Annotated in this window: 32 protein-coding genes and 1 tRNA gene; 19 read left to right on the forward strand and 14 right to left on the reverse strand. The window is 69.7% G+C overall.

The genetic code is table 11. From position 1 onward, the window contains the following. Nucleotides 1–17: 17 nt before the first annotated feature. Nucleotides 18–1,100, reverse strand: coding sequence for a Brp/Blh family beta-carotene 15,15'-dioxygenase (locus tag LT971_RS05690; protein ID WP_237005885.1), 1,083 nt, complete (start codon nt 1,098–1,100; stop codon nt 18–20). Between the two features lie 100 nt (nt 1,101–1,200). Between LT971_RS05690 and brz the strand changes: the two genes are divergently transcribed. The 5 genes from brz (at nt 1,201) to LT971_RS05715 (ending at nt 5,068) form a co-directional block, all read left to right on the forward strand. Further along, nucleotides 1,201–1,386 (forward strand): transcriptional regulator Brz, encoded by a 186-nt coding sequence (gene brz / locus LT971_RS05695; RefSeq protein WP_237005886.1) that lies wholly within the window; start codon nt 1,201–1,203, stop codon nt 1,384–1,386. Between the two features lie 263 nt (nt 1,387–1,649). After that, complete coding sequence (locus LT971_RS05700) at nt 1,650–2,438, forward strand: bacteriorhodopsin (protein ID WP_237005887.1); 789 nt, start codon at nt 1,650–1,652, stop codon at nt 2,436–2,438. A 141-nt stretch (nt 2,439–2,579) separates the two neighbouring features. Then, nucleotides 2,580–2,861 (forward strand): hypothetical protein, encoded by a 282-nt coding sequence (locus tag LT971_RS05705; RefSeq protein WP_237005888.1) that lies wholly within the window; start codon nt 2,580–2,582, stop codon nt 2,859–2,861. 105 nt (nt 2,862–2,966) lie between these two features. Next, nucleotides 2,967–4,142, forward strand: coding sequence for a DNA primase small subunit PriS (gene priS / locus LT971_RS05710; RefSeq protein WP_237005889.1), 1,176 nt, complete (start codon nt 2,967–2,969; stop codon nt 4,140–4,142). After that, nucleotides 4,139–5,068 carry a hypothetical protein gene (locus LT971_RS05715; protein WP_237005890.1) on the forward strand — a complete coding sequence of 310 codons (930 nt, stop codon included), beginning with the start codon at nt 4,139–4,141 and terminating at the stop codon, nt 5,066–5,068. The genes priS and LT971_RS05715 overlap by 4 nt, the downstream gene beginning before the upstream one ends. A gap of 255 nt (nt 5,069–5,323) precedes the next feature. Here LT971_RS05715 and LT971_RS05720 read toward each other — a convergent pair whose 3' ends face one another. After that, nucleotides 5,324–7,603 (reverse strand): CDC48 family AAA ATPase, encoded by a 2,280-nt coding sequence (locus tag LT971_RS05720; RefSeq protein ID WP_237005891.1) that lies wholly within the window; start codon nt 7,601–7,603, stop codon nt 5,324–5,326. Beyond that, on the reverse strand, nt 7,600–7,860 hold the full coding sequence (locus LT971_RS05725) for a DUF7127 family protein (RefSeq protein ID WP_237005892.1): 261 nt from the start codon (nt 7,858–7,860) through the stop codon (nt 7,600–7,602). Before LT971_RS05725 ends, LT971_RS05720 begins: the two co-directional genes overlap by 4 nt. A 141-nt stretch (nt 7,861–8,001) precedes the next feature. Between LT971_RS05725 and LT971_RS05730 the strand changes: the two genes are divergently transcribed. Together LT971_RS05730 and LT971_RS05735 are read left to right on the forward strand one after the other, a co-directional pair. Then, nucleotides 8,002–8,796: an alpha/beta fold hydrolase gene (locus LT971_RS05730; RefSeq protein WP_237005893.1), complete on the forward strand. Its 795-nt coding sequence runs from the start codon at nt 8,002–8,004 to the stop codon at nt 8,794–8,796. Further along, a complete protein-coding gene (locus tag LT971_RS05735; RefSeq protein ID WP_237005894.1) occupies nt 8,793–8,972 on the forward strand; it encodes a hypothetical protein in 180 nt (59 codons plus the stop codon). The genes LT971_RS05730 and LT971_RS05735 overlap by 4 nt, the downstream gene beginning before the upstream one ends. Here the strand turns inward: LT971_RS05735 and panB are convergent. Next, on the reverse strand, nt 8,966–9,778 hold the full coding sequence (panB, locus tag LT971_RS05740) for a 3-methyl-2-oxobutanoate hydroxymethyltransferase (RefSeq protein ID WP_237005895.1): 813 nt from the start codon (nt 9,776–9,778) through the stop codon (nt 8,966–8,968). The genes LT971_RS05735 and panB overlap by 7 nt on opposite strands. 118 nt (nt 9,779–9,896) lie before the next feature. Here panB and LT971_RS05745 point away from each other — a divergent pair, with 118 nt between their 5' ends. Next, on the forward strand, nt 9,897–10,130 hold the full coding sequence (locus LT971_RS05745) for a DUF5822 domain-containing protein (RefSeq protein WP_237005896.1): 234 nt from the start codon (nt 9,897–9,899) through the stop codon (nt 10,128–10,130). A 4-nt stretch (nt 10,131–10,134) separates the two neighbouring features. Here the strand turns inward: LT971_RS05745 and LT971_RS05750 are convergent, their stop codons facing one another. Beyond that, nucleotides 10,135–10,653, reverse strand: coding sequence for an HAD family hydrolase (locus LT971_RS05750; RefSeq protein WP_237005897.1), 519 nt, complete (start codon nt 10,651–10,653; stop codon nt 10,135–10,137). Nucleotides 10,654–10,732: 79 nt separating this feature from the next. On the opposite strand from LT971_RS05750, the gene LT971_RS05755 reads away from it, so the two are divergent. Continuing rightward, nucleotides 10,733–11,836, forward strand: coding sequence for a Gfo/Idh/MocA family protein (locus tag LT971_RS05755; protein ID WP_237005898.1), 1,104 nt, complete (start codon nt 10,733–10,735; stop codon nt 11,834–11,836). Between the two features lie 108 nt (nt 11,837–11,944). Further along, nucleotides 11,945–12,475 carry a serine O-acetyltransferase gene (gene cysE / locus LT971_RS05760; protein WP_237005899.1) on the forward strand — a complete coding sequence of 177 codons (531 nt, stop codon included), beginning with the start codon at nt 11,945–11,947 and terminating at the stop codon, nt 12,473–12,475. 14 nt (nt 12,476–12,489) lie between these two features. Here cysE and LT971_RS05765 read toward each other — a convergent pair whose 3' ends face one another. Genes LT971_RS05765 through LT971_RS05775 form a run of 3 tightly spaced genes read right to left on the reverse strand, consistent with a single transcriptional unit; the run spans nt 12,490 to nt 15,420 of the window. Then, a complete protein-coding gene (locus LT971_RS05765; protein ID WP_237005900.1) occupies nt 12,490–13,614 on the reverse strand; it encodes an acyl-CoA dehydrogenase family protein in 1,125 nt (374 codons plus the stop codon). 54 nt (nt 13,615–13,668) lie between these two features. Further along, complete coding sequence (locus LT971_RS05770; RefSeq protein WP_237005901.1) at nt 13,669–14,865, reverse strand: alanyl-tRNA editing protein; 1,197 nt, start codon at nt 14,863–14,865, stop codon at nt 13,669–13,671. A 48-nt stretch (nt 14,866–14,913) separates the two neighbouring features. Further along, nucleotides 14,914–15,420 (reverse strand): helix-turn-helix domain-containing protein, encoded by a 507-nt coding sequence (locus LT971_RS05775; protein ID WP_237005902.1) that lies wholly within the window; start codon nt 15,418–15,420, stop codon nt 14,914–14,916. 86 nt (nt 15,421–15,506) lie between these two features. On the opposite strand from LT971_RS05775, the gene LT971_RS05780 reads away from it, so the two are divergent. The 6 genes from LT971_RS05780 to LT971_RS05805 all read left to right on the forward strand — a co-directional run bounded on the left by LT971_RS05780 (nt 15,507) and on the right by LT971_RS05805 (nt 19,071). Continuing rightward, nucleotides 15,507–16,778 (forward strand): hypothetical protein, encoded by a 1,272-nt coding sequence (locus LT971_RS05780; RefSeq protein WP_237005903.1) that lies wholly within the window; start codon nt 15,507–15,509, stop codon nt 16,776–16,778. A 106-nt stretch (nt 16,779–16,884) separates the two neighbouring features. Then, nucleotides 16,885–17,046 (forward strand): DUF7560 family zinc ribbon protein, encoded by a 162-nt coding sequence (locus LT971_RS05785; protein ID WP_237005904.1) that lies wholly within the window; start codon nt 16,885–16,887, stop codon nt 17,044–17,046. Nucleotides 17,047–17,179: 133 nt separating this feature from the next. Then, a complete protein-coding gene (locus LT971_RS05790; RefSeq protein ID WP_237005905.1) occupies nt 17,180–17,638 on the forward strand; it encodes a pyridoxamine 5'-phosphate oxidase family protein in 459 nt (152 codons plus the stop codon). Nucleotides 17,639–17,739: 101 nt separating this feature from the next. Then, on the forward strand, nt 17,740–18,384 hold the full coding sequence (locus LT971_RS05795) for a helix-turn-helix domain-containing protein (protein WP_237005906.1): 645 nt from the start codon (nt 17,740–17,742) through the stop codon (nt 18,382–18,384). A 91-nt stretch (nt 18,385–18,475) separates the two neighbouring features. Continuing rightward, entirely contained in the window at nt 18,476–18,859 is a 384-nt protein-coding gene (locus LT971_RS05800; protein WP_237005907.1) for a winged helix-turn-helix domain-containing protein, read from the forward strand. Between the two features lie 5 nt (nt 18,860–18,864). Beyond that, complete coding sequence (locus LT971_RS05805) at nt 18,865–19,071, forward strand: hypothetical protein (protein WP_237005908.1); 207 nt, start codon at nt 18,865–18,867, stop codon at nt 19,069–19,071. Nucleotides 19,072–19,307: 236 nt separating this feature from the next. Here the strand turns inward: LT971_RS05805 and LT971_RS05810 are convergent. Then, a tRNA-Leu gene (locus tag LT971_RS05810) sits at nt 19,308–19,392 on the reverse strand. A 124-nt stretch (nt 19,393–19,516) separates the two neighbouring features. Between LT971_RS05810 and LT971_RS05815 the strand changes: the two genes are divergently transcribed. Then, a complete protein-coding gene (locus tag LT971_RS05815) occupies nt 19,517–20,083 on the forward strand; it encodes a DUF420 domain-containing protein (protein ID WP_237005909.1) in 567 nt (188 codons plus the stop codon). Here LT971_RS05815 and LT971_RS05820 read toward each other — a convergent pair. Both LT971_RS05820 and purF read right to left on the reverse strand, forming a co-directional pair. Then, on the reverse strand, nt 20,056–20,871 hold the full coding sequence (locus LT971_RS05820; RefSeq protein ID WP_237005910.1) for a DUF7537 family lipoprotein: 816 nt from the start codon (nt 20,869–20,871) through the stop codon (nt 20,056–20,058). The two genes, LT971_RS05815 and LT971_RS05820, sit on opposite strands and share 28 nt — an antisense overlap. 49 nt (nt 20,872–20,920) lie before the next feature. Further along, nucleotides 20,921–22,384, reverse strand: coding sequence for an amidophosphoribosyltransferase (purF, locus tag LT971_RS05825; protein WP_237005911.1), 1,464 nt, complete (start codon nt 22,382–22,384; stop codon nt 20,921–20,923). 143 nt (nt 22,385–22,527) lie between these two features. Here purF and LT971_RS05830 point away from each other — a divergent pair, with 143 nt between their 5' ends. Continuing rightward, nucleotides 22,528–23,157 (forward strand): class I SAM-dependent methyltransferase, encoded by a 630-nt coding sequence (locus LT971_RS05830; protein WP_237005912.1) that lies wholly within the window; start codon nt 22,528–22,530, stop codon nt 23,155–23,157. A gap of 83 nt (nt 23,158–23,240) precedes the next feature. Here the strand turns inward: LT971_RS05830 and LT971_RS05835 are convergent, their stop codons facing one another. From LT971_RS05835 to LT971_RS05845, 3 genes are all read right to left on the reverse strand, one after another. After that, nucleotides 23,241–23,417 (reverse strand): 50S ribosomal protein L37e, encoded by a 177-nt coding sequence (locus LT971_RS05835; protein ID WP_237005913.1) that lies wholly within the window; start codon nt 23,415–23,417, stop codon nt 23,241–23,243. Next, nucleotides 23,414–23,596 (reverse strand): LSM domain-containing protein, encoded by a 183-nt coding sequence (locus tag LT971_RS05840; protein ID WP_089670440.1) that lies wholly within the window; start codon nt 23,594–23,596, stop codon nt 23,414–23,416. The genes LT971_RS05835 and LT971_RS05840 overlap by 4 nt, the downstream gene beginning before the upstream one ends. 91 nt (nt 23,597–23,687) lie before the next feature. Further along, nucleotides 23,688–24,752 (reverse strand): M20/M25/M40 family metallo-hydrolase, encoded by a 1,065-nt coding sequence (locus LT971_RS05845; protein WP_237005914.1) that lies wholly within the window; start codon nt 24,750–24,752, stop codon nt 23,688–23,690. A gap of 94 nt (nt 24,753–24,846) precedes the next feature. Between LT971_RS05845 and LT971_RS05850 the strand changes: the two genes are divergently transcribed. Continuing rightward, on the forward strand, nt 24,847–25,137 hold the full coding sequence (locus LT971_RS05850) for a hypothetical protein (RefSeq protein WP_237005915.1): 291 nt from the start codon (nt 24,847–24,849) through the stop codon (nt 25,135–25,137). Nucleotides 25,138–25,160: the final 23 nt, after the last annotated feature.

The following is a 25,160-nucleotide window of genomic DNA, read 5'->3' on the forward strand; positions in this document are numbered from 1 at the left end:
GAAGTCGAGAGTGGGAGTCAGGGGACGTACCAGATGCCGCGAGTGCGGTCGAGCCACGCGCCGACCACGACGTGCGGGAGCGCGATGATGCTCACGAAGATGCTCCAGAACGCTACCAGGCCGACGAGCAGGCCGGCGCCGCCCAGCGGCTGCGGCGACAGCGTCCAGACGACGGCGGCCAACCCGAACGTGGCGACGCTTCCGACCACCAGCACGCCCCACGACGCCAGCGTGACGCGCTTCGGGTCGTCGGAGTCCAGCGCGTCCAGCAGGCCGCCGTCGTGGTCGTCCGGGTCGACTGCCGGCTCGTCGACGGCCGTCGAGCGCGCCACCTGCCGGGCCGAGTACCACAGCGGGAAGTACAGGCCGACCGCGACCACGACGGGGACGATAGCGAAGTACGCGACGAGCAGCAGCGTCTCTGCGGCGTCCGCGAGGAACGAGCCCGTGCCGGCCGACCGGTGGTAGCCGAGCACGAGGTGCGCGACCAGGAGGCTGCCGAACCCGGCCCCGAGGTAGAGCCGGCTGGTCGCGGGGTCGCCGGCGACAGCCGACAGTGCCCCCGGCTCGAAGATGTTCACCATCACGGCGCTGAACGCGTAGAAGGTGTCCGTCCAGAACACCATCGGCACCACCATCACGGCGCCGCCGCGCACGACGGCGGCCAGCCAGCGCTGCAGGCGCGTCCGCAAGTGGTCAGTCCCGTACAGGGCCTCCATGGACTGGACGCCGCCGAACCCGCCTTTCGCGACGGCGACGCTCACTGCGAGCGCGAGTCCGGCTACCGGCGCGACGAAGAACAGCGCCACGAACAGCGTGATGCCCACGAGGTACGTCACGACGTACGTCCCCTGGAAGGACGTCGCCCGCCGCCGCAGGTTCTCGAAGTGCTCGTAGCCGCCGTGCGGGAGATTCATCGCGACCATCCCCAGCAGGTAGACGCCGGCCTGTACCCGGAGCGGCACCGATAGCCCGGCCAGCCGCCCGACGCCGAACGCGGCGGCGACCACCACCAGCGACAGCCGGGACGCCGTCAGTGGCAGGCCGCCGGCGGCGTTCGGGACGAGCCACGCTGGGCCGAACTGCGACTCGTTGCTCATGCTGCATACGTTGTCTCGTGCCAGCATCAAAAAAGACCCCAGCTAGTGGGGTGTTCCCCGGGGAGAATATTTAACCGGTGGGGCTACGGACCCCCGGACGGTGCCGATCACCGAACTTCAGTGTCCGCGGTGCGGGACGGAGGTCAAGATGGGGCTGCCGATGGGAGCGACTGTGAAATCCGTCACCGCCGCCGAGGAGCCGGAGCCATCCGACGACGACGGGAAGAAACTGCGGGCGCTGCGCTGCCGGAACGACCACGAGTTCGCCGTCGTCTTCGAGTTGTGAGCGTCCGGCAGGCCGACCGACCACGGGGGAGACCCCCCGGCTCGCAGCCCCAGCTACGCAGTTATCGGGCCGATTCTCGGCCGTAAACCGCTCGTTTTCGGACTGTTAGACGGCTCGTAACGGAGGGGTGCTCTATTTCGGTACGGTCCGACGTGCAGCGCCACGCCAGGCCGACTGCCGAGAATCGCTCGGAGCGCTCCCGAGAACGTACCATACTGATTGGGTCGTGGAATTACTCGCGTATACTCGTTAGGTGATATTGCATGTTGGAGCTACTACCAACAGCAGTGGAGGGGGTATCGCAGGCAAACATAACCAGCCGCCCGGAGTGGATCTGGCTGGCGCTCGGGACGGTGCTGATGGGGGTCGGGACGCTGTACTTCCTCATCAAGGGGATGGGGGTCACTGACCCCGACGCGAAGAAGTTCTACGCAATCACGACGCTCATCCCGGCCATCGCGTTCACGATGTACCTGTCGATGCTGCTGGGGTACGGGCTGACGATGGTTCCGTTCGGCGGTGAACAGCACCCGATCTACTGGGCGCGGTACGCGGACTGGCTGTTCACGACGCCGTTGCTCCTGCTCGACCTGGCGTTGCTCGTCGACGCCGACCAGGGGACTATCCTCGCCCTCGTGGGCGCGGACGGTATCATGATCGGTACCGGTCTCGTCGGCGCGCTCACGAAGGTCTACGAGTTCCGCTTCATCTGGTGGGCCATCAGCACGGCCGCGATGCTGTACATCCTGTACGTGCTGTTCTTCGGCTTCACCGCGAAGGCCGAGCAGATGCGCCCGGAGGTCGCGTCCACGTTCAAAGTGTTGCGTAACGTCGTCCTCGTCCTGTGGTCGGCGTACCCCATCGTGTGGCTCGTCGGGAGCGAGGGCGCGGGCATCGTTCCCCTGAGCATCGAGACGCTGCTGTTCATGGTGCTGGACGTGAGCGCGAAGGTCGGCTTCGGGCTCATCCTGCTCCGCAGCCGGGCCATCTTCGGTGAGAGCGAAGCACCCGAACCGTCCGCTGGCGAAGGTGCGGCCGCGACGAGCGACTAACCGCAGCTCCCACCACCGCAGACACACCCGACCCCGCTTTCGGCACCGTGACGGCGGCGGGAACGGCGACACCGATTGCAGCGACGCCGCTGGTGGCGTGACACCGCAGTGCCGGCGCCACTCCCGCGGTGCCCACGAGACATGACACTGATGAGTTTGTTCGGCATCCTGGCACGCTCGGGCGACAGTACTGGCGGCGGCGACGACGAGCCGGACATGCCGGCGGTCCTGAACCGGCTGGCGGTCGTCGCGTTCGTCGGCGCGGCACTGGTCGGTGCAGCCGGCCTGTTCGCGGTGCCCGTCTTGCGCGACCACGGGATGACGTTCCGGGCGGCGTTCGCGGTCGTCGGCGTCACCGAGTTCTCGGCGGCTGTGGTGGCAGCGTTCGCCGGCTACCACCTCTACTCCGTCCCGGAAGAGTAGGCACCACCGCCGGCAGTGCTCGGCCGGTCCGCTCCCGACCCGACCCGGACCGGTCGTGAAGACGACACGCCTTTGGGGCCGGTCGGCGTACCCGACGCCGGACTAATGGAGGAACGCACGCGAGCCTATCTCCGGGGCCGGTTCGGCGACTTCTACCGCCGCACGGAGGTCACCCTGCCGCCGCGGGCCGACGAACGCGAGTGGGGGTACATTCCGTGGACGAGCGGCCCGGACACGACGATGGTCCGCCACAAGTCCACGCTGGACCTGGGTGACACGTCGGCGTTCCTCGAACGCGAGCGGCCCCGTCACGTGTACTTCTCGGCGGGGTTCTACGAGGAGCCGGGCGCCGCCACGATGGAGGAGAAACACTGGCTGGGCAGCGACCTCGTCTTCGACCTGGACGCCGACCACCTGCCGCGCGTGACCCTCGGCGAGGACTCGTACGCCGAGATGCTCGCGAAGTGCAAGGACGCACTGTTGCGGTTGCTGGACTTCCTCGAGCGCGACTTCGGCTTCGAGGACCTGACGGTGACGTTCTCGGGCGGCCGCGGGTACCACGTCCACGTCCGCGACGAGGGCGTCTACGATCTCGAACGCGAGCAGCGCCGCGAGATCGTCGACTACGTCAGGGGGAACGAACTCGACCTGGAGACACTGATTCGGGAGGAGGCCGTCGACGGCATCGGCCTGAAGAACCCGACCGAGAAGCGCACGCTGCCCGCAGACGGCGGCTGGGGGCGCCGGGTAACTGACCGCCTCGGGGCGTTCGCCGACGACCTCCTGGAGCGCGGCGAGGACGACGCCGTGGAGTACCTCTCGGACTTCGAGGGCGTCGGCGAGAAGTCCGCGCGTGCCATCTACAACGTCGTCCAGAACAACACCGAGGCGGTGAAAGCGGGGAACGTCGACGTGCATCCAGCCTTCCTGAAGGTCGCCCGGCGGTACGTCGCGGAGACCGTCGAGGCGGAGAACGCGCCCATCGACGAGCCCGTGACGACTGACACGAACCGGCTGATTCGGCTGCCGGGGACCCTGCACGGCGGCAGCGGGCTGGAAGTCAAGCGACTCGACCGGGAAGCACTGGACGACTTCGACCCGCTGGTGGACGCCGTCCCCGAGACGTTCGTCGGCCACGACATCACCGTCGAGGTCAGCGAACAGCGCACGCTCGAACTGCTCGGGGAAACGCTTACAGTGGGGCCGGGAGTCGAGACTGTACCAGAGTACGCGGGCGTCTTCCTGATGGCCCGCGGGACCGCCGAGAAGGCCAAAGAATGAACCTAGAGGACCTGCGTTCGGCCCAGACACGGGAGCGCGCGACGGACGGTCTCCAGGACCTACGGGACTCGTTCTACGCCGACGTGGCCGAGTTCATCGAGGACCTCAAGGACCGCCGGGAGAAGGCCGCGGAGGCCGCCGACGACCCGTTCGGCGACCCGGAGGTTCAGGAGCTCACGGACAAGATCGAGACCGCCGAGCAGGTCTCGGAGGCCATCTACGAGCGCCGGATGGGGAAGCTCGTGAAGCAGGCGAGTCTGGCGGCCGCGGGAATGCCCGACGACGAGAACGGGCTCACCGCCGAGGAGCAGGAGCTGTACACCGACCTCGTGGACCGAATCGAGGCGAACAAGGCCCACGTGCTGGACGTCATCTCCGGCGACGCCGACCCGGCTGCCGGCGACGAGACCGAGGATGCAGCCGGAACGCCTTCGCCGGACGCGCTCGACGCCGGCCCGACGAACCCGGCCGAGGCAGACGGCAGCGCCAGCGAGCCCGCCGATTCGTCGGCCGCCGCGGCGATGGGCGGCGGGCTCGACGACGACGAAGAGGCGGCCAGCCCCGAACCGGTCGACAGCGATGCCGGCGCGAGCGAACCGACGCCGACACCGGAGGCGGAGCCGCCGGAGGCGGTGGCGAAGGACCTCGCTCGCGTCGCGGGCGACGACGGCGAGGACACCGATGGGGACACTGGCACGACGCCCGACGGCGGCGTACAGAGCGAACCCGCGGGAAGCGGTGCCGGAGCGGCTGGGGACGACGGCGACGACACGGACCGAGTCCGGGTGCGCGTGACCGACGACGTCGGCGAGATTCTCGGGGTCGACGAACGCCCCTACGACCTCGAAGCCGACGACGTCGTCACGCTCCCCGAAGCGAACGCTGAGCCGCTCGTCCAGAAGGACGTCGCCGAACGACTGGAGTAGCGGTCGCTGGTGGATTCTCAGCGACTGTACCGCGAAAGTTCAGCAGCCGGTAGTGACACGAGTATACTCGCGCCTTGGCGGGAGTTTCACCGCGCGACCGAAGGGAGCGCGGGAAGTTTTTAGCGTAGCTTTTTACGAGGTGGGGGTTGCCGGCGGAGCCGGCAACCGAAAACGTGGCGGCGAAGCCGCCACGCGGTTCCCGCAGCGAGCGCCGAAGGCGCGAGAGAGGAAACCCGCCGAAGTAAAAAGGTACTACTACTGGAACGCGCCGGGCTTGGGGTCGTCGTCCGCCGGCGTTTCGGCGGAGTTGAACTGCTGTTCGATCTCCTCGTACTCTTCTTTGACGTCCTCGTCGACGCTCGGCGTCACCTCGTCGAGGGCGTCCTCGAAGTGCTGCATAGTCACGCGGACGTTTCCGACGGATTCGGCTGCCTCGTCGGCGTCGACGGAGTTGACGAACTCACGGGTGGCGTTCATCGTGGCCTCGCGGACGAGCGCTTCGACGTCGGCACCGACGAAGCCGTCCATGCGGTCGGCGACCGCGTCGAGGTCGACGTCGTCGGCGAGCGGCTTGTCCCGCGTGTGGACCTCGAGGATGGCGCGGCGGGCGTCGGCGTCCGGCACCGGCACGTGGACGTGGCGGTCCAGGCGGCCCGGGCGCAGCAGCGCGCTGTCGATGAGGTCCGGCCGGTTCGAGGTGGCGACGACGACGACGTCCTCGAGGGCTTCGATGCCGTCGAGTTCGGTGAGCAGCTGGGAGACGACGCGTTCGCCGACGCCCGAGTCACTGCTGGTGCGGCCGCGTTCGCCGGCGATGGCGTCGATCTCGTCGAAGAACACCACCGTCGGAGCGTTCGAGCGGGCCTTCTCGAAGACCTCGCGGACGCCCTTCTCGGACTCCCCGACGTACTTGTTGAGGAGCTCGGGGCCCTTCACGGAGATGAAGTTCGAGTTGGCCTCGTTGGCGACGGCTTTCGCCAGCAGCGTCTTCCCGGTACCGGGCGGGCCGTACAGCAGGACGCCTTTCGCGGACTGGAGGTCCATCGCGTCGAAGACCTCGGGGTAGTCCAGCGGCCACTGGATGGTCTCGCGGAGGCGTTCTTTGGTGTCCCCGAGGCCGCCGACGTCCTCCCAGGTGACGTCTGGGACTTCGACGAAGACCTCGCGGAGCGCGGACGGCTCGATGCCCTTCAGCGCCTGCTTGAAGTCGGTCTCGGTGACTTTGATGGACTCCAGCAGCTCCGCGTCGATCTCGTCGGACTCGAGGTCGATATTCGGTCGGACGCGGCGCAGCGCGTTCATCGCGGCCTCCTTCGCGAGGCTCTCGATGTCGGCGCCGACGAAGCCGTGGGTGCTCTCGGCGTACTCGTCGAGGTCGATTCCCTCGGCGAGCGGCATGCCGCGCGTGTGGACCTGCATGATCTCTTTGCGGCCCTCCTGGTCCGGAACGCCGATCTCGATTTCGCGGTCGAAGCGACCGCCGCGGCGGAGTGCGGGGTCGATGGCGTCGACACGGTTCGTCGCCGCGATGACGGTGACGTCACCGCGCTCTTCGAGGCCGTCCATCAGGCTCAGCAGCTGGGCGACGACGCGGCGCTCCACGTCGCCCTGGGTCTCGCCGCGCTTGGGCGCGATGGAGTCCAGTTCGTCGACGAAGACGATGGCGGGCGTGTTCTCCTCTGCCTCGTCGAAGACCTCGCGGAGCTTCTCCTCGCTCTCGCCGTAGTACTTCGACATGATCTCCGGCCCGGAGATGGTCTGGAAGTGGGCGTCGATCTCGTTGGCGACGGCCTTCGCGATGAGCGTCTTCCCGGTGCCGGGCGGGCCGTGCAGGAGCACGCCCTTCGGCGGTTCGATGCCGAGCTGCTGGAAGAGCTCGGGGTGGCGCATCGGGAGCTCGATCATCTCCCGGACCTGTTCGAGTTCGCGGTCGAGGCCGCCGATGTCCTCGTAGGTGACGTTCGGCGTGGCGTCACCGCCTTCCGGGGATTCGCCGGCGCCCGGCGCGATCTCTTCGGCCGGCCGTTCGGACACCTGAATCTCGGTGTCGTTGCTGACGACGACCGTGCCCTCGGGCTCGGTCTCCGCGACCTTCACGGGAATCTGCTGGCCGGAGATGGTGCTCATGCCGCCGAACCCGAACGAGATGGGGATGGTCTGGCCGGCGGTGACCGGGCGGCCACTGAGGCGGTCCCGGACCATCGGCGCGATGTTCCCGCGCACGCGGAGGTTCTGCGGGAGCGCGACGGTGATGGCGGCCGCGGGCTTGATATCGGCGGGCTCGACGGTCACCTTGTCGTCGATGCCGACGTCGGCCTCCTGCCGGAGGCGGCCGTCGATGCGCACGATGCCCTCGCCGTCGTCCTCGGGGTAGCCGGGCCACACGCGGGCGACCGCTCGGCCCTGGTCGTTGCGGCCCTCGACGACGACGTAGTCGCCGTTCTCGAGGTCCAGCTCCTCCATGGACTTGCGGTCGACGGCGGCGAGGCCGCGACCGGCGTCCTTCTGCTTGAGGGGTTTGACGGTGAGTTTCATCGCTGTACCTCGACAGTAACGACGCCGTTGTTGATGAATGCTCGCGTCACGTCGCCCTCGGGGGCGTCGAGCTCGTACTGCGCGTCCGTCTCGGCGCCGTCCTCGCCGAGGACGACTACGATGACGGTGTCGTCGACCACGTCGACGGACACCCGGTCGTCGTCCAGACCGAGGTCGGCTGCGAGCACGCGTTCGTCGCCGTAATCGTACCGGCGGGCCAGCGCGTTCGTCTCGCTGTTGAGTGTCTCCAGGTTCATCTGACTAACGTAACGTTATCTTCGAGAGTACTTAACGGTGTCGTCCAATTGCGGGGGACGTGACGGGGGCGACAACAGACGACTTGAATTGCGGTTCACACCTCCGTAGCTGTTATGGCCCTGGTGGCTCTCGCCACAATCATGGAGACGGTCTCCCACCACGGCCGCCGGACCGCCTACCGCGTCCGCGGCAGCGACGGTGACGGCGCGCCCGCCCTCTTCGTCCACGGCAGCGGCGGCACCCACGCCGTCTGGAAGTCACAGCTCGCCCGGCTCGTCGGCGACCGCCCGGTCGCAGCCCTCGACCTCTCCGGCCACGGCGAGAGCGAGGACGTCGCCACCGACGCCGGCCCCCAGACCCTCGACGCCTACGCGCAGGACGTGCTCGCCGTCGCCGACGCCGTCGACGCCGGCGTCCTCGTCGGCAACAGCCTCGGCGGCGCAGTCGCCCTGACCGCAGTCCTCGACCACGGCGCCAGCCCTGACGCCCTCGTCCTCGCCGGTTCGGGCGCCAAACTCGCCGTGCTCGACGACCTCCGGGACTGGCTGGCTGGCGAGGACGGCGGCTTCGACCGCGCCGTCGAGTTCCTCCACGGCGACGACCTCCTCCTCCACGACCCCGCCGACCGCGAGCTCGCGTTCTCGAAAACCGCCATGCGCGAGTGCGGCCGGGCGGTCGTCGAACGCGACTTCCTGTCATGTCACACTTTCGATGTCCGGGACAGACTGGGCGAACTCGCGATGCCGGTGTTCGCACTCACGGGCGAACACGACCGACTCACGCCCCCGGAGTTCCACGAGTACGTCGCAGAACACGTGCAAGATGGGGCGTGGACCACAGTCGAGGACGCCGCCCACCTCTCGATGCTCGAGGCGCCCGAGGCGTTCAACGCCGAGCTCGCCGGCTTCTTCGACGACCTGGAGGTGTCGCGATGAGGAGCCCGGACCAGCCGTCCCCCGGGCGGACGATGCCGTACCCGCCGCTGCTCGTCGTCGTCGTCGGCCTCGTCGTACTCGGCGTGGTCACGCACCAGCCGCTCCTGTGGTCGCTGGTCGCGGCGGGCGTCGTCGCGCTGTACGCTGGCTACCGGGCGGCCCGGTCGCGTCAGTAGAGGTCGTCGACGTCGTCCTCGACGTGGCTGTGTTCGTCGGCGGGGAACTCCCCCGACTCGACGGCGTCCACGTAGTCGCCGACGGCGTTCTCCATCTCCGCTCTGACGTCGCCGAACTGCCTCGAGAACGGCGGGCTGCGGTCCGAGATGCCGAGCACGTCGGAGACCACGAGGACCTGCCCGTCGGTGTCGGGGCCGGCGCCGATGCCGATGGTGGGGATGTCGATGGCGTCGGTCACGTCGGCCGCGACGTTCGCCGGGACGTGTTCGAGCACGAGCGAGAACGCGCCGGCGTCCTCGTGCTCGCGGGCGAGTTCGAGGATGCGCTCGGCGGCGTCCTGGTCGGTGCCCTGCCGGAAGTAGCCGCCGAGCTGGTTGACGTGCTGGGGGGTGAGCCCGAGGTGGGCCATCACGGGAATCCCGAGGTCCGTGAGCGTCTGCGTGAGTTCGACGGTGTGTGGGCCACACTCCAGTTTGACCGCGTCGGCGTCTTCCTCCTTGAGCATCCGGCCGGCGTTGTTCACGCTCTCGGTCTCGTCGGCGCCGAAGCTCAGGAACGGCATGTCGGCGACGACGACGGCGTCCTCGGTGGCGCGCGCGACGGCACCGGTCGTCGACGCCATCTCGTCGACGGTGACGGGCAGCGTCGTGTCGTAGCCGAGCTTCGCGTTCCCGACGCTGTCCCCGACGAGGATGACGTCCACGCCCGCCTCGTCGACGACTTCGGCGGTCGGCGCGTCGTACGCGGTGAGCATCGTGACGGGGTCCTCGCCCTCGTTTCGTCGCACGGAGTTGACGGTCGGCATACACCTGACTCGGTCCGACTGCGTGTTAAACGTACGCGAAGCAGCGCCGGACGCCGGACAGTGTGGCCGTGGCGTCGATGACGGGAGAGTTAAGCCCGGCGCGGCCGTCGCTGGAGACGTGCCAGAACTCGAGGAGCGCACCGACCCCGACGGCGTCGACTACGGGTGGGTGATGCAGACCACGTTCGTCGCCACCATCGTCGTCGGGGCGCCCGTCGTCGCGGTGCTCTCGACGTTCTACGCGCTGCCGACGTGGGCGGCCCGGGTGTCGTTCGCCGTGCGCGTCGGCGCCATCGTCTGGTTCCTGACCGCCGTCGCGACGTTCCTGTACGCGCGCAGCCGACACGCCTGAGCGGCTACACCCAGCGGAAGTCGGCGCCGGCGCGCTCGGCGGTCGTCTCGTCGCTCTCGGAGTCCCCGACGAACAGCACCCGCTGGACGTCGACGCCGAGTTCGCCGGCGACCCACTCCAGCGCGCGCGGGTCCGGCTTTCGCGCGGGCACGGTGTCGCGCCCGGCGACCACCGACACTGCGTCTGCGAGACCGTGGCGGTCGAGCGCGCGTCGGCAGGCGACTTCGGCGTTCAGCGAGCAGACGCCCACGGGCACGTCCAGCGGGAGTTCCTCGGCCGTCTCCAGCAGCCGGCCGGTCTCGGCGCCCGCGACCTCGTGGTCGGCGATGCAGTCGTGCACGGCGTCGCCGATGCCCGCGTCCTCGGCCGCCGTGAGGAGCTCCCAGGTGTCGAGGTCGTCGGGGTCGACTCCGGCGTCCCGGAGGAGCGTCGAGACCTCGCGCCCGACGGCCGCCCAGTCGACGTCGAGTCGCACGAGCGTGCCGTCGAGGTCGTAGACGACGGCGTCGTAGTCCGCTGTCACGGGCGCTGATTCGGCGCCGGGACGTGTTAGTACTTCGGTGGGAGCCAACGCTTACAACGCCCAGGCGGCTGGGTCCGGTATGACTGACGCGCTCTCCGTGGCCGCGCTCGGCTACGGGTTCATCGGCGAAGCCCACGCGAACGCGCTCGCCCGCCTCCCGCAGTTCTTCCCGGACGCCCCCGACGTCTCCCGTGACGTCCTCGTCGGCCGCGACGAGACCGCGGCCCGGGAGGCGGCCGACCGGTTCGGCTTCGACCGCGTCGAGACGGACTGGCGGGACGCAATCGAGGATGTCGACGTCTTCCTGAATCTCGGCCCGAACCACGTCCACGTCGAGCCGACGGTCGCGGCCCTCGAAGCAGGCGTCCACGTGCTCTGCGAGAAACCGCTCGCGCCGACCGTCGAGGGCGCCGAGCGGGTCGTCGACGCCGCCGAGGTCAGCGACGCGACGGCGGGCGTCGTGTTCAACTACCGGTTCCTGCCGGCCGTCCAGCACGCGAAGGACCTGCTCGACGCCGGGGACCTCGGGACTGTCCGGCACGTCCGCTTCCAGTACCTCCAGGACTGGCTCGTCGACGACGACGCCCCCTGGACGTGGCGCCACGACGCCGAGCGAGCCGGTGCGGGCGCGCTCGGTGACCTCGGCGCGCACAGCGTCGACCTCGCGCGCTTCCTCGTCGGCGACCTCGAGCGCGTCAGCGGCCACCTCGCGACGTTCACCGAGGAGCGCGTCCCAGAGGGCGGCGGCGACCCGCGGCCGGTCACGGTCGACGACGCGTTCACAGCGCAGGCGGAATTCGAGTCGGGCGCACTCGGGACGTTCGAGGCGTCGCGCTGTGCGCCCGGCCGGAAGAACGGCCACACGTTCGAGATAGACGCCAGCGAGGGAGCGCTCGCGTTCGACCTCCAGCGCCCGAACGAACTCGAGGTGAAGTACCCGGACGCCCGGGGGTTCGAGACGGTGCTGGTCACCGAGGACGCCGACCCGTACGGCGAGCACTGGTGGCCGCCCGGCCACGTCCTCGGCTGGGAGCACTCCGTCGTCCACCAGGACTACGAGTTCCTCTCTGCGGTCGCCGACGGCTCGGAGGCCTCGCCGGACGTCCGGGACGGCCTCGCCGCCCAGCGCGTGCTCGCTGCCGTCGCTGCCAGCGACGAGCGCGGCGAGTGGGTGTCGGTGTGACGCCGGTCCACCCCGGGGGACTTTTCCCGCGCGACCGACGAGGTGTGGATATGCACGAACGAAACAAGACTGCCGGGGCGACCGCCGGCAGCGTGGAGGTCACCACAGATGCTCGCCCGCGTACGTGAGGACGTTCGCGCGATGCGGCGCCGCGACCCCGCTGCGGACGGACAGCTCGACGTCGCGCTCACCTACCCCGGGCTGCACGCCGTCTGGCTGCACGTCTTCCTCGCCGCGCCGCTGTACCAGTGGTGGCCGCTGGCCGGCCGGCTCGTCGCGTTCTGGACGCGCTTCCTGACCAGTGTCGAGATCCACCCGGACGCCGACCTCGGCCGCCGGGTCACCATCGACCACGGCGACGGCGTCGTCGTCGGGGAGACCGCCGAGGTCGGCGACGACGTCCACATGTACCACGGAGTCACGCTCGGCGGCAACGACCCCCGGCCGGTGAAGCGCCACCCGACCGTCCGCGACGGCGCGACCCTCGGCGCGAACGCGACGCTCATCGGCGACATCGAAATCGGCGAGAACGCCAGCGTCGGCGCCGCCTCGGTCGTCACCGACGACGTCCCGGCAAACGCCACGGTCGCCGGCATCCCCGCCGAGCGCGTCGACGACGGCACTGCGGTCGAGGAGTAGTTTCGGCCGCCCCGTCAGTCGATGAGGCCGCGTGCGATAACTTCCTTCTGAATCTCGGAGGTGCCCTCGTAGATGGTCGTGATCTTCGAGTCGCGGTAGAACCGCTCCACGTCGAAGTCCGACGTGTAGCCGTAGCCACCGTGGACCTGGACGGCCTCGTTGGTGACATCGACGGCCGCCTCGCTGGCGAAGTACTTCGCCTTCGCGGCGGCGTCGCGGTGGTCCTCGCCGGCGTCCGCCTTCCGGGCGGCGTCGCGGGCGAGCAGGCGGGCCGCCTGCGTCTGGGTCTCCATGTCAGCGAGCTTGTGCCGGATGGTCTGGATCTGGGAGATGGGCTGGTCGAACTGCTCGCGGTCGTCGGCGTACTCCAGTGCGGCGTCGAGACCGGCCTGCGCGAGGCCGACGGCCTGCGACGCGATGCCGATGCGGCCGCCGGTCAGGATGTGCAGGGCTGCGGAGAGCCCACGACCCTCCTCCGTGAGCTGGTTCTCGGCGGGAATCCGGCAGTCGTCGAACAGCAGGCTCGTGGTATCGCTGGCGCGCAGCCCGAGCTTGTCCTCTTTCTTGCCGACCTCGAGACCGTCGGTGTCTTTCGGCACGAGGAACTGCGTGATCTTGTCGTCGTCGCCGTCGACCTTCGCGAACACGACGGCGACGCCCGAGCGCTGGCCGTTCGTGATCCACTGCTTCTTCCCGTTCAGCACGAACTCGTCGCCCTCGCGGCGGGCTTCCGTCGACATCTGGGCGGGGTTCGAGCCGGCCTCGGGCTCGGAGAGCGCGAACGCACCGACCGGCCGGCCGTCCACCATCTCGGGCAGCCAGCGGTCCTTCTGGTCCTCGTCGCCGAACTCGGCGATACACGAGGTCGCAAGGCAGTGCACCGACAGCGCCGTCGCCACCGACAGCGCACCGTACGCGAGCTGTTCGTTCACGACGCTGTACGTCAGCGAATCGACGTCCAGCCCGCCGTACTCCTCGGGGGTCGTCATCGCGGTGACACCGAGCTCGCCGAGGCCGTCCCAGACGTCCTCGGGGAACGACTGTTCGCGGTCGGCCTCGGCGGCCACGGGCCGAATCTCCTCGACGGCGAACTCGCGGACGGAGTCCCGCATCCGCCGCTGTTCCGCAGAGAGGTCCATACCGACTCTCTCGGACGCTCGGGAGAAAAGGTATCTGGTTCCGCCCGGCGACTGCTACTCCTCTCGGACGTAGTCGGCGACCGCCTCCGGGTCGGCGTCGATGCCGCCACCCTGCGCGAACGGCGGGCCGCCGCCACCGCCGCCGCCGAACTCGCCGGTCACGTCGTCGACGACGTCGCCGGCGTTCGCGTCGGCGCCCTGGGCCGCCGCGACCACGAACGTCGAGCCGTCCCCGCCCGTTGCGACGACCACGTCGCCGGCGTCACCGGCCACGGCCTTCGCCGCGTCGCCGACCTCGTTGGCGTCGAAGCCGTCGACCGTGCCGACCAGCCACGTCTCGCCGTCGCGCTCGACGGCCGGCAGACTCGCCACCCGGGAACCGAGGACCTCACTTTTCAAGTCCGCGAGCTCGCTCTCGAGGTCGTCGGTCTGCTGCTGGAGGCGTTCGGCAGCCTCGCCGAGTTCGTCTTCTGGGACGCCGAGGGTCGCGGCAGCGTCGAGGGCCGCTCGGCGGACGTCGGCCTGCCGCTCGACGGCCGACGGCCCGACGGCGAACTCCACCCGGGTCAGCCCCTCGCCGGGGTTCGACCGCGAGATCACCGAGACCGGGCCGATCTCCTCGGTGTTCGCGACGTGCGTGCCGCCGCAGGCCGCCACGTCCCAGCCCTCGACGGTGACGATGCGGACGGTGTCGGCGTCGGCCATCACGCCCTCCTCGGTCTTCGTGTTGAACGCCACGTCGTCCCGGTCGCGCGCCTCGTCGGCGGGAATCTCCGTCCACGTCACGTCGTGGCTGTCCCAGACCGCGCGGTTCGTGAGGCGTTCGAGTTCGGCCACGACGTCGTCGTCGATGTCCGTGCTCGTCTCGAAGTCCACGCGGACCTTCCGGGCGCTGATGTCGAACCCGCCGTACCCGAGGTCCTCCAGCAGCCGGCGACCCGCGCCGTACAGCACGTGGCTGGCGGTGTGGGCGCGCATACAGTACTGCCGGAACGCCGGGTCGACCTCGCCCTGCACGCGGTCGCCCGCGGCGAACTCGGGCTCCTCGGCGAGCACGTGGACGACGCCGTCGACGTCCTCGGAGACGTGGTCGACGGCGACCCCGCCGACCGTCCCGCGGTCGGCCGGCTGCCCGCCGCCCTCCGGGTAGAAGTACGTCTCCGTCAGCCGCACGTCGGTGCCCGCGACCGCGGCCACATCCGTCGTGAACGACGTCGTGTACGGGTCCGCGGGGGCGTTGCTGTCTGCCATGCCCGAGTGGAGTCGCTCCCGCGTCAAAAACAGTCGGGCCGCCCCGGCCTACTCGTCGCTGAGCTCGACGTCGAGGAACTCCTCGAGGGCCGCGATGACGGAGCCGCCGACGTTCGCCTGCGTCGCGCGGGCCTGCTCGACAGCCAGCAGGTCGGACTCGTCGATCTCCAGCTCCTCGGCGAGCTCCTCGCGCTGGAGGCCCGCGTCCTGCCGCGCGCGAACGACGCGCTCGCCGTAGTCGCTGACGAGGTACGGCAGCCGGTCGGCCTCGTAGTTCGTGCCCTCCTCCTCCCAGTGACTGGAGTCACCGCTCGTGACGGCGTCGAACTGCTTGGCCTGGTTCTGGACGGCACGCTGCTTCCGGTCGGCGTCGGCGTCGTCCCCGTCGTCGCTGTCGGCCTGCGGGCTCTCGTCGTGGCTCGCACAGTCCGGGCAGACGGTGAGCTCCGCCCCGGCGACGTTCGCGTCCCGCAGCGAGTCGGAGGCGGACCCGCAGAGCTCGCAGGTCTGGCCACCGCTCCCGCTACCGGCGCCGCCGGTCGAGTACTTCGGCATACGTTGCCGTATGTGAGCGCGGTTATTTCAATACCCGGTTTGCGGTCAGGGTATCACTAAGTACCCCCGGGGGAAATCTGGGTGGTATGCCCGGCGACTTCGCCGACCGCGTCTACCTCGCGGCGCTCGGCAGCCCGGACCTCGTCGACGCCTTCGGCGACGGCTACGAGACTGCCGCCGAGCCGCCCGCCGTCTCCGGCCTCCTGCGGTCGCTGTCGGACACGCACGCGTGGGCGACCCGGGAGACCGACCTCGTCGCCGACCTCGAGCGCGGCGACTACGTGGTCTTCCACCGCGACTGGGGGCTGCGCGCCGTCGGCCAGGTGTGGTCGACGACTGCCGACAGCGACGAGGTGGCGCGACACACGACCCTCGACGACCCCGCGGGCGAGTGGGCGCTGGTGACGCTGACGAACGTCCAGCCCGCCCTCGACCACGTCTCGCTCATGTCGCTTGACGTCGACGACGCCCGCGAGGACCGGTCGCTGTACCGCTTCGACGACGACACGGCCGCCGACCTCCGCGCCCGCTACACGACGCCGGCGCGCTTCGTCGAGGAGCTCGTCGCGAACCCGCTGGCCTTCGACGTGCCGCCCGGCGGCACGCCCCCGGACCGGCGGCCCGACGCGCCGTCCCGGGCCAGCGACGGGCTCGAGCTCCCGGACACGCCGGTCGAGGCGCACCTGGACGCGCTGGACAACGTCCGCACGACCGCGTGGCGCGTGCTCGCACTGGGGTCGTTTCTGCTGGCGGCGACGCTGGCCGTCCTCGAACGCTACCGGGTGTCGCCAGAGGAGCCGTTCTCGTTCACACCCACGGTCTGGCTGGGGGTCGCGGGGCTCGCTGTCGGCGGCGCGCTCGCCACGGCCGTCGTCGTGCACGGTTCGCTTCGGCCGCGGCCCGGCCTCCCGGCGTTCACGCGCGAGCAGACCGGCGCCGTCAAGCGCGCCGGCGCGACGGACCGCGGCACCGACGCAGCGGGCCACGCGGCGTCGACCGCGGCAGCCTACTGCTCGCACCTGCACGGCGTCACCCGCCGGCTCGGCGTCGCGACGGCGACCGCAGCGGTCGGCGTGCTGGGCGGCGCCGTCTACGTCGCCTACGGCCTCGGTGCGCAGGTCACGCCCGCAATCCGCCCGCTGTCGTCGGTCGCACTCGCCGGCTTCCCGGCGCTCGTGCTCGCGGCGTCGGCGTACGTGCTCGCCCAGCACGACGACGTACCGACGCCCAGTATTCCCGACGTCGACGTGCCGGCGGTGCCCGACTTCCCGGGACTCCCCGCGGTCGGCGGCGCCGTGTCGGCCCGCCTGGACGCGCTCAAGCGACGCCTCTCCGGACTCACCGGCCGCAACCAGTAACGACAGCCACCCGTCCCGTCGCGTCCGCCGGCGCGCTCGCGTGCTTCCCAGTGTACTGGAACCAGGGCGGTCCATTTATCCCGGGGTGTCGAATATCGGTACACAGATGAGCGCCAGCGAGGACATCGTGTTCACCTGCCCCGAGTGCGGGGAGACCATGGTGGTCAATCCCGCGATGCAGGACGCCCTCCTCTCCAACGGGTGCGTCGTCTGCGGGGCGTCGGTCGCCGACGACGCCTTCGAGGTCGCCGACGCCGCCTGCGAGTGACACTCCGGCCGTCGTCGCTCCCGCCCGGCGGGTCGCTGGCTGCCCGCCGCTGTCTCTGTGTCTGTCCGGTCGCTCTTGCCGGCAGAGATGACCAAGTATAAAGATTCGCGCCGGCAAGTGCAGCCAACGACCGATGGCCCTGGAACAACAGACCGAGATGTCGCGGGCTGAGACGGACTCCGTGTTGGCCCGCAACGAGACCGGGGTACTGTCGCTGGCTCGCGACGACGAGCCGTACGCGATCCCCATCTCCTACGGCTACGACGCCGAGACGCGGACGTTCTTCCTGCGGCTTGTCTCCACGCCCGAAAGCGAGAAGCGCGAGTTCCTCTCCTCGTCGCCGGCGGTCCGGCTCGTCGTCTCCGAGGAGTCCGAACCCGAGTACCGCAGCGTCGTCGCACAGGGGACGCTGCGGGAGGTGTCGACCGACGAGATGACCGTCGAGCGCATCGAACAGTTCGGGGACGCCAAGCGCCCGCTGTTCGAGGTCTGGGGCGAGTCGAAGACCGACCTCCGCATCCAGCTGTACGAGCTGGACGCCGACGACGTGAGCGGCCGCTTCATCGAGCTCGACCCGTCCGAGTACGCCTGACCGGCCGACCGGGCGCCGTCCGGCGGTCCAGTGTCGGCCCGCCACAGCGCCTGCGGGTTCTCCCGTGGATTCTTGTACCGTTGCGACCCTCGTGTTCGTAGATGCCCGCTGGTATCCGCGTCACCGTGTCGTTCCCGCGGCCGCCGGTCTGTCCCATCGCGGCCCTCTCGGCGCGCGCGGGTACCACCATCGACGACGTGTCCACGAGCGCGAGCGTCGACGGCGACCCGGTCACCGAGTTCCTCGTGGACGCCGACGCCGTGCCCGACGACTACGAGCGCGACCCCGTGTTCACGTACACCGACCGCCACCTCTACCGCGTCCGTCACGACGCCGACGCGGACTGTCCGTGTACGTGTCTCGGCGAGTTCGACACAGCGGTCGATCGCTATCACGCCAGCGACGGGGACCTCCAGGTCGTCTTCCACGCCCGCGAGTTCGACCAGGTGCAGGCCATCGTCGGCGAGCTCCGGGAGCGCTTCGACGACGTGGACATCCAGCGGCTCGTCCGCGCGCCGACGGGAACGTCGGCCCGCGACACGGTGTTCGTGGACCGCGGCCAGCTCACGGACCGCCAGCTCGAGGTGTTAGAGACCGCCTACGACGCCGGCTACTTCGAGCGGCCGCGCGGGGCGACCGCCCAGGAGCTCGCCGACGACCTCGGCATCGCGCCGTCGACGTTCACCGAACACCTGCTCGCCGCTCAGCGGAAGCTGCTGGGCGACACGCTGGAAACCGACGCCTAACTCCCGAGGGGACTTAAACCACCCACGATGCTGAGGTGGCCAATACCTCCCCGGGCAGGTGTTTCGATGAAGTAGTATGAGCCAGTCGCAGATGGCAACGGCGACCCGGCAGGACGACGCGAGCGAAGACACCGTCACCGCCACCGAATCGATTCAGGGCGTCCTCGACGCACTCGACGACGCTGAGTGCCGGGCTATCCTCGAAGCAACCACCGGCGACTCCATGACCGCCGCCGAGATTGCCGACGAGTGCGACCTCCCGTCCTCGACGGCGTACCGGAAGATCGACCTCCTCGACGACGCCGACCTCCTCACCGAGGAACTCCGCATCCGGCGCTCCGGCAAGCACGTCTCCGAGTACGCCTGCGCCGTCGACGACGTCACCCTCTCTGTCGACGAGGGCGGCGTCGAGCTCTCCGTCTCCCGCACCGACGCCGCAGCCGCCACCGACCTCCCCCACCCCTTCGCGGACTAATTCCGATGTCCACCAGACAGAACGCCGACGACACCGACTTCGCCGAGAAGTTCGTCGAACTCACCGGCCGCGAGACCATCACCGACTCCGGTGACCCCGACGAGACCAGCAACGACCGCCTCGGTGACGAAACCGCCGACGCCGCCCGCGAGACCGCCGAACACACCGGCCTCGACGACGCAATCGACGCCGCCGACTTCGACGACTACTGACTCCGGCACTTCTGCGACCGCTGCTGCGGGAACTGCGACTGGCCCCAGCGGCGCCGCTATCAATCGGCCCACGACGGATAGAAACCGACAGCAGGCGGTCTGACTGGCTGTCGAGTGTTGCTTCGGTAGGATTGTGCGTGGGTGATGTCCCGAAAGGGGAAATCACCGTGCATCGCGGAAGCCTCGGCGGCGTCGCCGCCTCGGCAGTCGGTGGGCGTGAACGCCCACCCGTGCGATGCGTGGGACCGGATTTGAACCGGTGAACCTCTACAGGACAGCGCCCTCAACGCTGCGCCTTTGACCTAGCTCGGCTACCCACGCTCGCGCGTGTCTTTCTCCGCACTCCGTCGTACCCGCCCCCGAATTAAAACCCCTACGATTCGGGCGTCCCGTGGTTCGGTCGCGCACGGAAACCGCTATGGGGCGTGCGTCCGAACGCCGGCGTATGGCTCAGGAGGGGTTCGCACGCCGGCACGTCGGGTCGCTGACGGCGGTGCTGTCTATCGCGTCTATCGCGCTCGTGGTCGCCGCGGTCCGGGGGTTCGTCCCGAGCACCGCAGTCCCGCACGGCCCGCAGTGGTTCGTGGACGCGATTCCGACCGCGAACGCCGTCATCTCCGCGGCGGCCATCGGCACCATCGTCGCCGGCGTCCGGAAGATTCGCGCCGGTGACGTCGACGGCCACCGGAAGCTGATGCTCACGACGACGCTTTTGTTCTTCACGTTCCTCGGGCTCTACCTCTACCGGCTCGTGGTCGAGGGGACGACGGAGTTCCCGGGCGACGGCGCCGTCTACACGTTCGTCTACCTCCCGATTCTGGTCGTCCACATGGGGCTGGCGATGGTGTCGATTCCGCTGGTCTACTACGCGCTGTTGCTCGCCGGCACCCACTCGGTCGCCGAGCTCCCCGACACCCGCCACCCCACGGTGGGCCGGGTCGCTGCGGGGTTCTGGCTCGTCTCGTTCGCGCTCGGCATCGTCGTCTACCTCATGCTGTACGTGCTGTTCTGACCGTCCGCCGTCGTCGCCCACGTGGGCGGGTCGACGGTGGTCCCGTTTGCCCACGTCACCGCCACGTCCCGGCCAGTCCGGGGGTCGTCAGTGTCCAGGTCCCGCGTCAGCGACAGCGACAGTACCCGCCCAGTCTCTGTCACGGTCAGTCGAGCACTGAACAGCGACGGACTGTCGCCGTCCTCCTCCCCGAGGGACTGCTCGTTCGCCACGAGGGTCGTCACCGTCCGCCCGTCGTCCCGCTGCTCGACGCCGGCGACGCTGAAGTTCCCGGCAGTCAGGGTCTGCAACAACAGTCGGTCGCGGGCCGCGTGGCGGTCGCGTAGCGCCGCCAGCCGGTCCCGGTCCTCGCTCACGACGGACGCGTTGCCGTCGGTGACGACTCGACGCACGACGGTCGTGTCGTTCGCGTACGTCTCCACTCGCTCGCGGGTCACCGCGTCGTCGCCGGCCACGCGCACGCGTTCGGCCGACCTGTAGAGCGGACCGCCGCCGCCAGCCACGCGCGCTTCGCCGGTCAGCTCCACTTTCCGCGTCCCGTTGCCGACCGGCACTGGAACAGTCACATTGCTGTTCGCCACGGCACCGTCTTCGCGGACAGATTCGACGTGTGCGTCGACGAGCGCGCGCGGGTCGTCGAGGCCGTCCCCGGTGACGCCCGGCGGGTAGGCCTGTTCCTCGGCTGTCGGAGTGGCACTCGGGCCGGAGAGCGGACCCGAGACACACCCGGCGAGCACTGTCAGAGCGACTACTGCGACAACGATGGCTGCGTGGAGGGCGCGTCGCATAGCCCGGCGTTCACTGCCGCGCGACAAAAGTCTCGTGCGACGGCGCGTCTCAGTCGTCGCCGACGATCGGCCGCTGGACCGCGCGGTCGGTCGCCTCGTCCTCGACCTCGTAGGGGTACTCGCCGGTGACACAGCCGGCACACAGGTCGGCCTCGCTCTTCCCGATGGCCGCCGTCACAGCGTCGAGGGAGATGTACGAGAGGCTGTCGGCGCCGATCTCCTCGGCGATCTCGTCGGCGGTCCTGTCGGCGGCGATGAGCTCGTCGCGGGTCGCCATGTCGATGCCGAAGTAACACGGCGCCTGGATGGGCGGCGCGCCGATGCGGACGTGGACCTCGCTTGCGCCAGCCTCCCGCACGAGGTCGACGAGCTGGCTGCTCGTCGTGCCGCGGACGATTGAGTCGTCGATGATTGTCACGGCCTTCCCCTCGACGGTGGACCTGATTGGGTTGAGCTTGAGGCGGACCGCGCGCTCGCGGGCCTCCTGTGTCGGCATGATGAACGTCCGGCCGACGTACCGGTTCTTCATCAGGCCCTCCGCGAACTCGATGTCCTCGCCCTCGCTCTGGGCCTGTTCGGCGTAGCCGGACGCGAACGCGCGCCCGGAGTCCGGCACGGGCATCACGACGTCGCTGTCGACGCCGGCCTCCTGCCAGAGCTGGCGGCCGAGCTCGCGGCGCACCTCGTAGACGAGCTCGTCGTCGATGACGGAGTCCGGGCGCGCGAAGTAGACGTACTCGAAGAAGCAGTGCGCGGTGTTCTCGAGGCCGAACAGCTGGTGGGAGTCGAAGCCGCCGCCGTCCTCGTGGAGCACGACCAGTTCGCCGGGTCGGACGTCCCGAACGACCTCGCCGCCGATGGTGTCGATGGCGGCGGACTCGCTGGCGAGCACGTAGCCGTCTTCGACCTCGCCGATGATGAGCGGTCGGTTCCCGCGGGGGTCGCGGACGCCGAGGACGGTCTCGTCGTGCATGATGGTCAGCGAGTACGAGCCGTGGACGCGCTCCATCGTCTGCTCGACCGCCTCGACGATGTCGGCGTCGAGGAGGTTCCGCGCGAGGTCGTGGGCGATGACTTCGGTGTCGCCGTCGCTCGTGAACGCGTGGCCGCTGGCTGCGAGGTCGTCGCGCAGTTCGTCGGCGTTGACGAGGTTGCCGTTGTGGCTCAGTCCGAGCGCGCCGCCCTTGAAGGAGACGGAGAACGGCTGTGCGCAGGACTTGTCGACGCTGCCCGCGGTCGGGTAGCGGACGTGGCCGATGGCCGTCGAGCCGTGCAGCGACTCGATGTCGGTCTCGTCGAAGGCGTCGCCGACGAGGCCCATGCCGACGTGCTGGTGTTGCTGGAAGCCGTCGTGGGAGACGATGCCCGCGGACTCCTGCCCGCGGTGCTGGAGGGCGTACAGCGCGTAGTACGTCGGGAGGGCGGCGTCGCGGTCCGACAGGGAGGCGCCGACGACGCCGCACTTCTCGGTCGGGTGGTCGAACTCGGGTCCGTCCGCGGGGCCGCCTGGCATACCTCGGCGTTGCGCGTACCCACCGGTAAAGCTTCCGCAACCGTGTCGAACTCACCGATACAATTCTCTATCCTGTGCACGAATGTGGGTATATCTCGCCAGTGACCCGAACACTGGTAGGACTTCGCGTGGAACCATCACGAGTGGCCAGCAACGCTCCCTACGAGACACACACCGACCGCTACGAGGCGTGGTTCGACGCCCACGAACCCGTCTATCGGGCCGAACTGGCCGCCCTCGACCGCCTCGTCCCCGAGCGCGGCCGCGGCCTCGAAATCGGCGTCGGAACCGGCCGCTTCGCCGCGCCGCTCGGCGTCGACGTCGGTCTCGACCCGGCCGAAGCGATGCTCGAGCGCGCCCGGGACCGCGGCGTCGAGACCGTCCGGGGCGCCGCCGAAGCGCTGCCGTTCCGCGAGCACAGCTTCGAGACGGCGCTGCTCGTGACGACCGTCTGCTTCGTCGACGACCTCGCGGCGACCCTGCGGGAAGCCGACCGTGTGCTCTCGCCGTCCGGCCGACTCGTGATCGGGTACGTGGACGCCGGCAGCCCGCTCGGCCGCCGCTACCGGGAGTCCAGCGACCAGAACCCCTTCTACGAGGACGCGACGTTCGTCACGACGGACGACCTGCTCGGCGAACTCGAAGCCGCCGGCTTCCACGACGTCGAGTTCGTCCAGACCATCGCTGGCCCGCTCGACGAGGTCGACGACTCGGAGCCCGTCGAACCGGGGTACGGCGACGGCTCGTTCGTCGGCCTCGCGGCTCACCGGTGAGTGGAACGGTCGTCGCTCGTCGAGACGGCAGCGAGGCTACGCGACGAGAGAACCGGGAGAGGAGAGAGTGGGTGTGGTCGCCGTCAGTTGTCGCCGGTCTTGCCCTGCCAGTCGTAGTCCCGGCGCTTCGCCGAGTCGCCGAAGCCACAGGAACTACAGACCTTCTTCTTCGTGTGGTAGGACTTCTCGCCGCAGCGGCGGCACTTCGTGTGCGTCGTGGTGTTCTTCCCCCCCTGACTCGGGGTTCCTGCGCCAGTCATGGTTTGATGGTGACGACGTTGTCGCCACGGATAATCGTTGTGTCTTCGCCTTCGATGACGACGTTCATGTGCTGGTCGTAGCCCGTGAGGACGCCGGTGAACTCCTCGCCGTCCTTCAGCCGGACGGTGACCGTCTCCTCGAGAGACTCCTCCAGCACGTCCAGTGGTCGGCCGCTCATACTCCTATCGCCGGCAGTCGCGTCCATAAGCGTACCGGACCGTTCCCGCCACCGTCGCGTGGAACGAGCCCTCCAGACAGCCCCCGTCCCCTCAGAGCTCGACGGCGAACGACTTCCGAGTAGTGGCGCGGTCGGCGAACGCCGCCAGCAGGTCGGCGCCCGCCACGAGGTCGTCGGTGTCCACGACTTCGGCCGGCGTGTGCATGTAGCGGTTCGGCACGCCGAGGTTGGCGGTCGGCACGCCGCCCTGCGCCGTGAAGAACGCGTCGGCGTCGGTGCCGGTCGTGAGCCGCTGGGCCTCCACCTGGACCGGGAGGCCGTCGTCCTCGGCGGCAGCGCGCAGCGACGCGACGACTTCCGGATGGTTGGCGGCACCCCGGGTGACCGTCGGGCCGTCGCCCAGCACGACCTCGCTGGCGCGGTCGGCCGGATAGCTCGGGTCGTCGGCGGCGTGGGTCACGTCGACGGCGACGACGGCGTCCGCGTCGAGGTCGAACGCCACCATCTGTGCGCCCTTCGTGCCGAGTTCCTCCTGGACCGTGCTCACGGCGTAGACGGTCGCGTCGACGTCCCGCTCGACCGCACGCCGGAACCCCTCGGCGGCGACCCAGAGGCCCGCTCGGTTGTCGAGCCCGCGGGCGTTCAGCCGGCTGCCGGCGAGGTCCTGCGGCTCGGCGACGAGCACGCCGGGGTCGCCGACCGACACGAGGTCGCGGGCCGCCTCGCCGTCCGCCGCCCCCACGTCGACGTGTTGCTCGGTGACGTTTGGCGGTGCCTCCTCCTCGCCCTTCTTCCGGAGGTGCGTCGCCGCCTGCCCGACGACCCCGTTCACAGTGCCGTCGTCGGTCTCGATGCGCACCTGGCTGCCCCGAGTCACGGTCCTGTCGAGGCCGCCGACCGGCGAGATGCGGAGGAAGCCGTCGTCGGTGATCTCGGAGACCGCGAACCCGATTTCGTCGGCGTGCCCGGCGAACGCCACCGACGTGTCCCCGCCGCCCTCGTGGACGGCCACGGCGTTGCCGTAGGCGTCTGTCTCCACGCGGTCGGCGTACTCGCGCACGTAGTCGACCCACGCGCGCTGCGCGGCGGTCTCGTGGCCGGACGGGCTCCGTGCGGCCAGCAGGTCGTCGAGGAACTCGCGTCTCGCGTCGTCCATGCACACAGTCGCCACCCGGCCCAAATCAACCCCGTGGATGCGGACGCTCGGAGTCCCCGCAACGGCTAAATGCTCACTCCGCCAACATCCATCCATGGGAATCCTCGAAGTACACTTCCACGAGTCCGAGTTCGACTTCTCGCCGTCCATGCAGACCGGCGGCGACGAACCGCTCGACGAGGCGACCGACGACGCAGCCGCCGACACCGAGGACGGCACGATGGTCGAACCCGACGAGGAGTCGGGCAGCGGCGGGCTGGGCGCCGTCGTCGCGCTCGCCGTGCTCGTCGCACTCGGCACGCTCGTCGGGCTGCGCCGCCGTCGGGGCGGCGACGACGGCGAAGCCGCCGACGAGACCGACGAAGCCATCGAGATCTCGGCCTGACCGCACCGCCTCGGCCGTCGACT

It is taken from the genome of Halobacterium rubrum (assembly GCF_021729015.1).
GTDB classification, from domain to species: domain Archaea; phylum Halobacteriota; class Halobacteria; order Halobacteriales; family Halobacteriaceae; genus Halobacterium; species Halobacterium rubrum.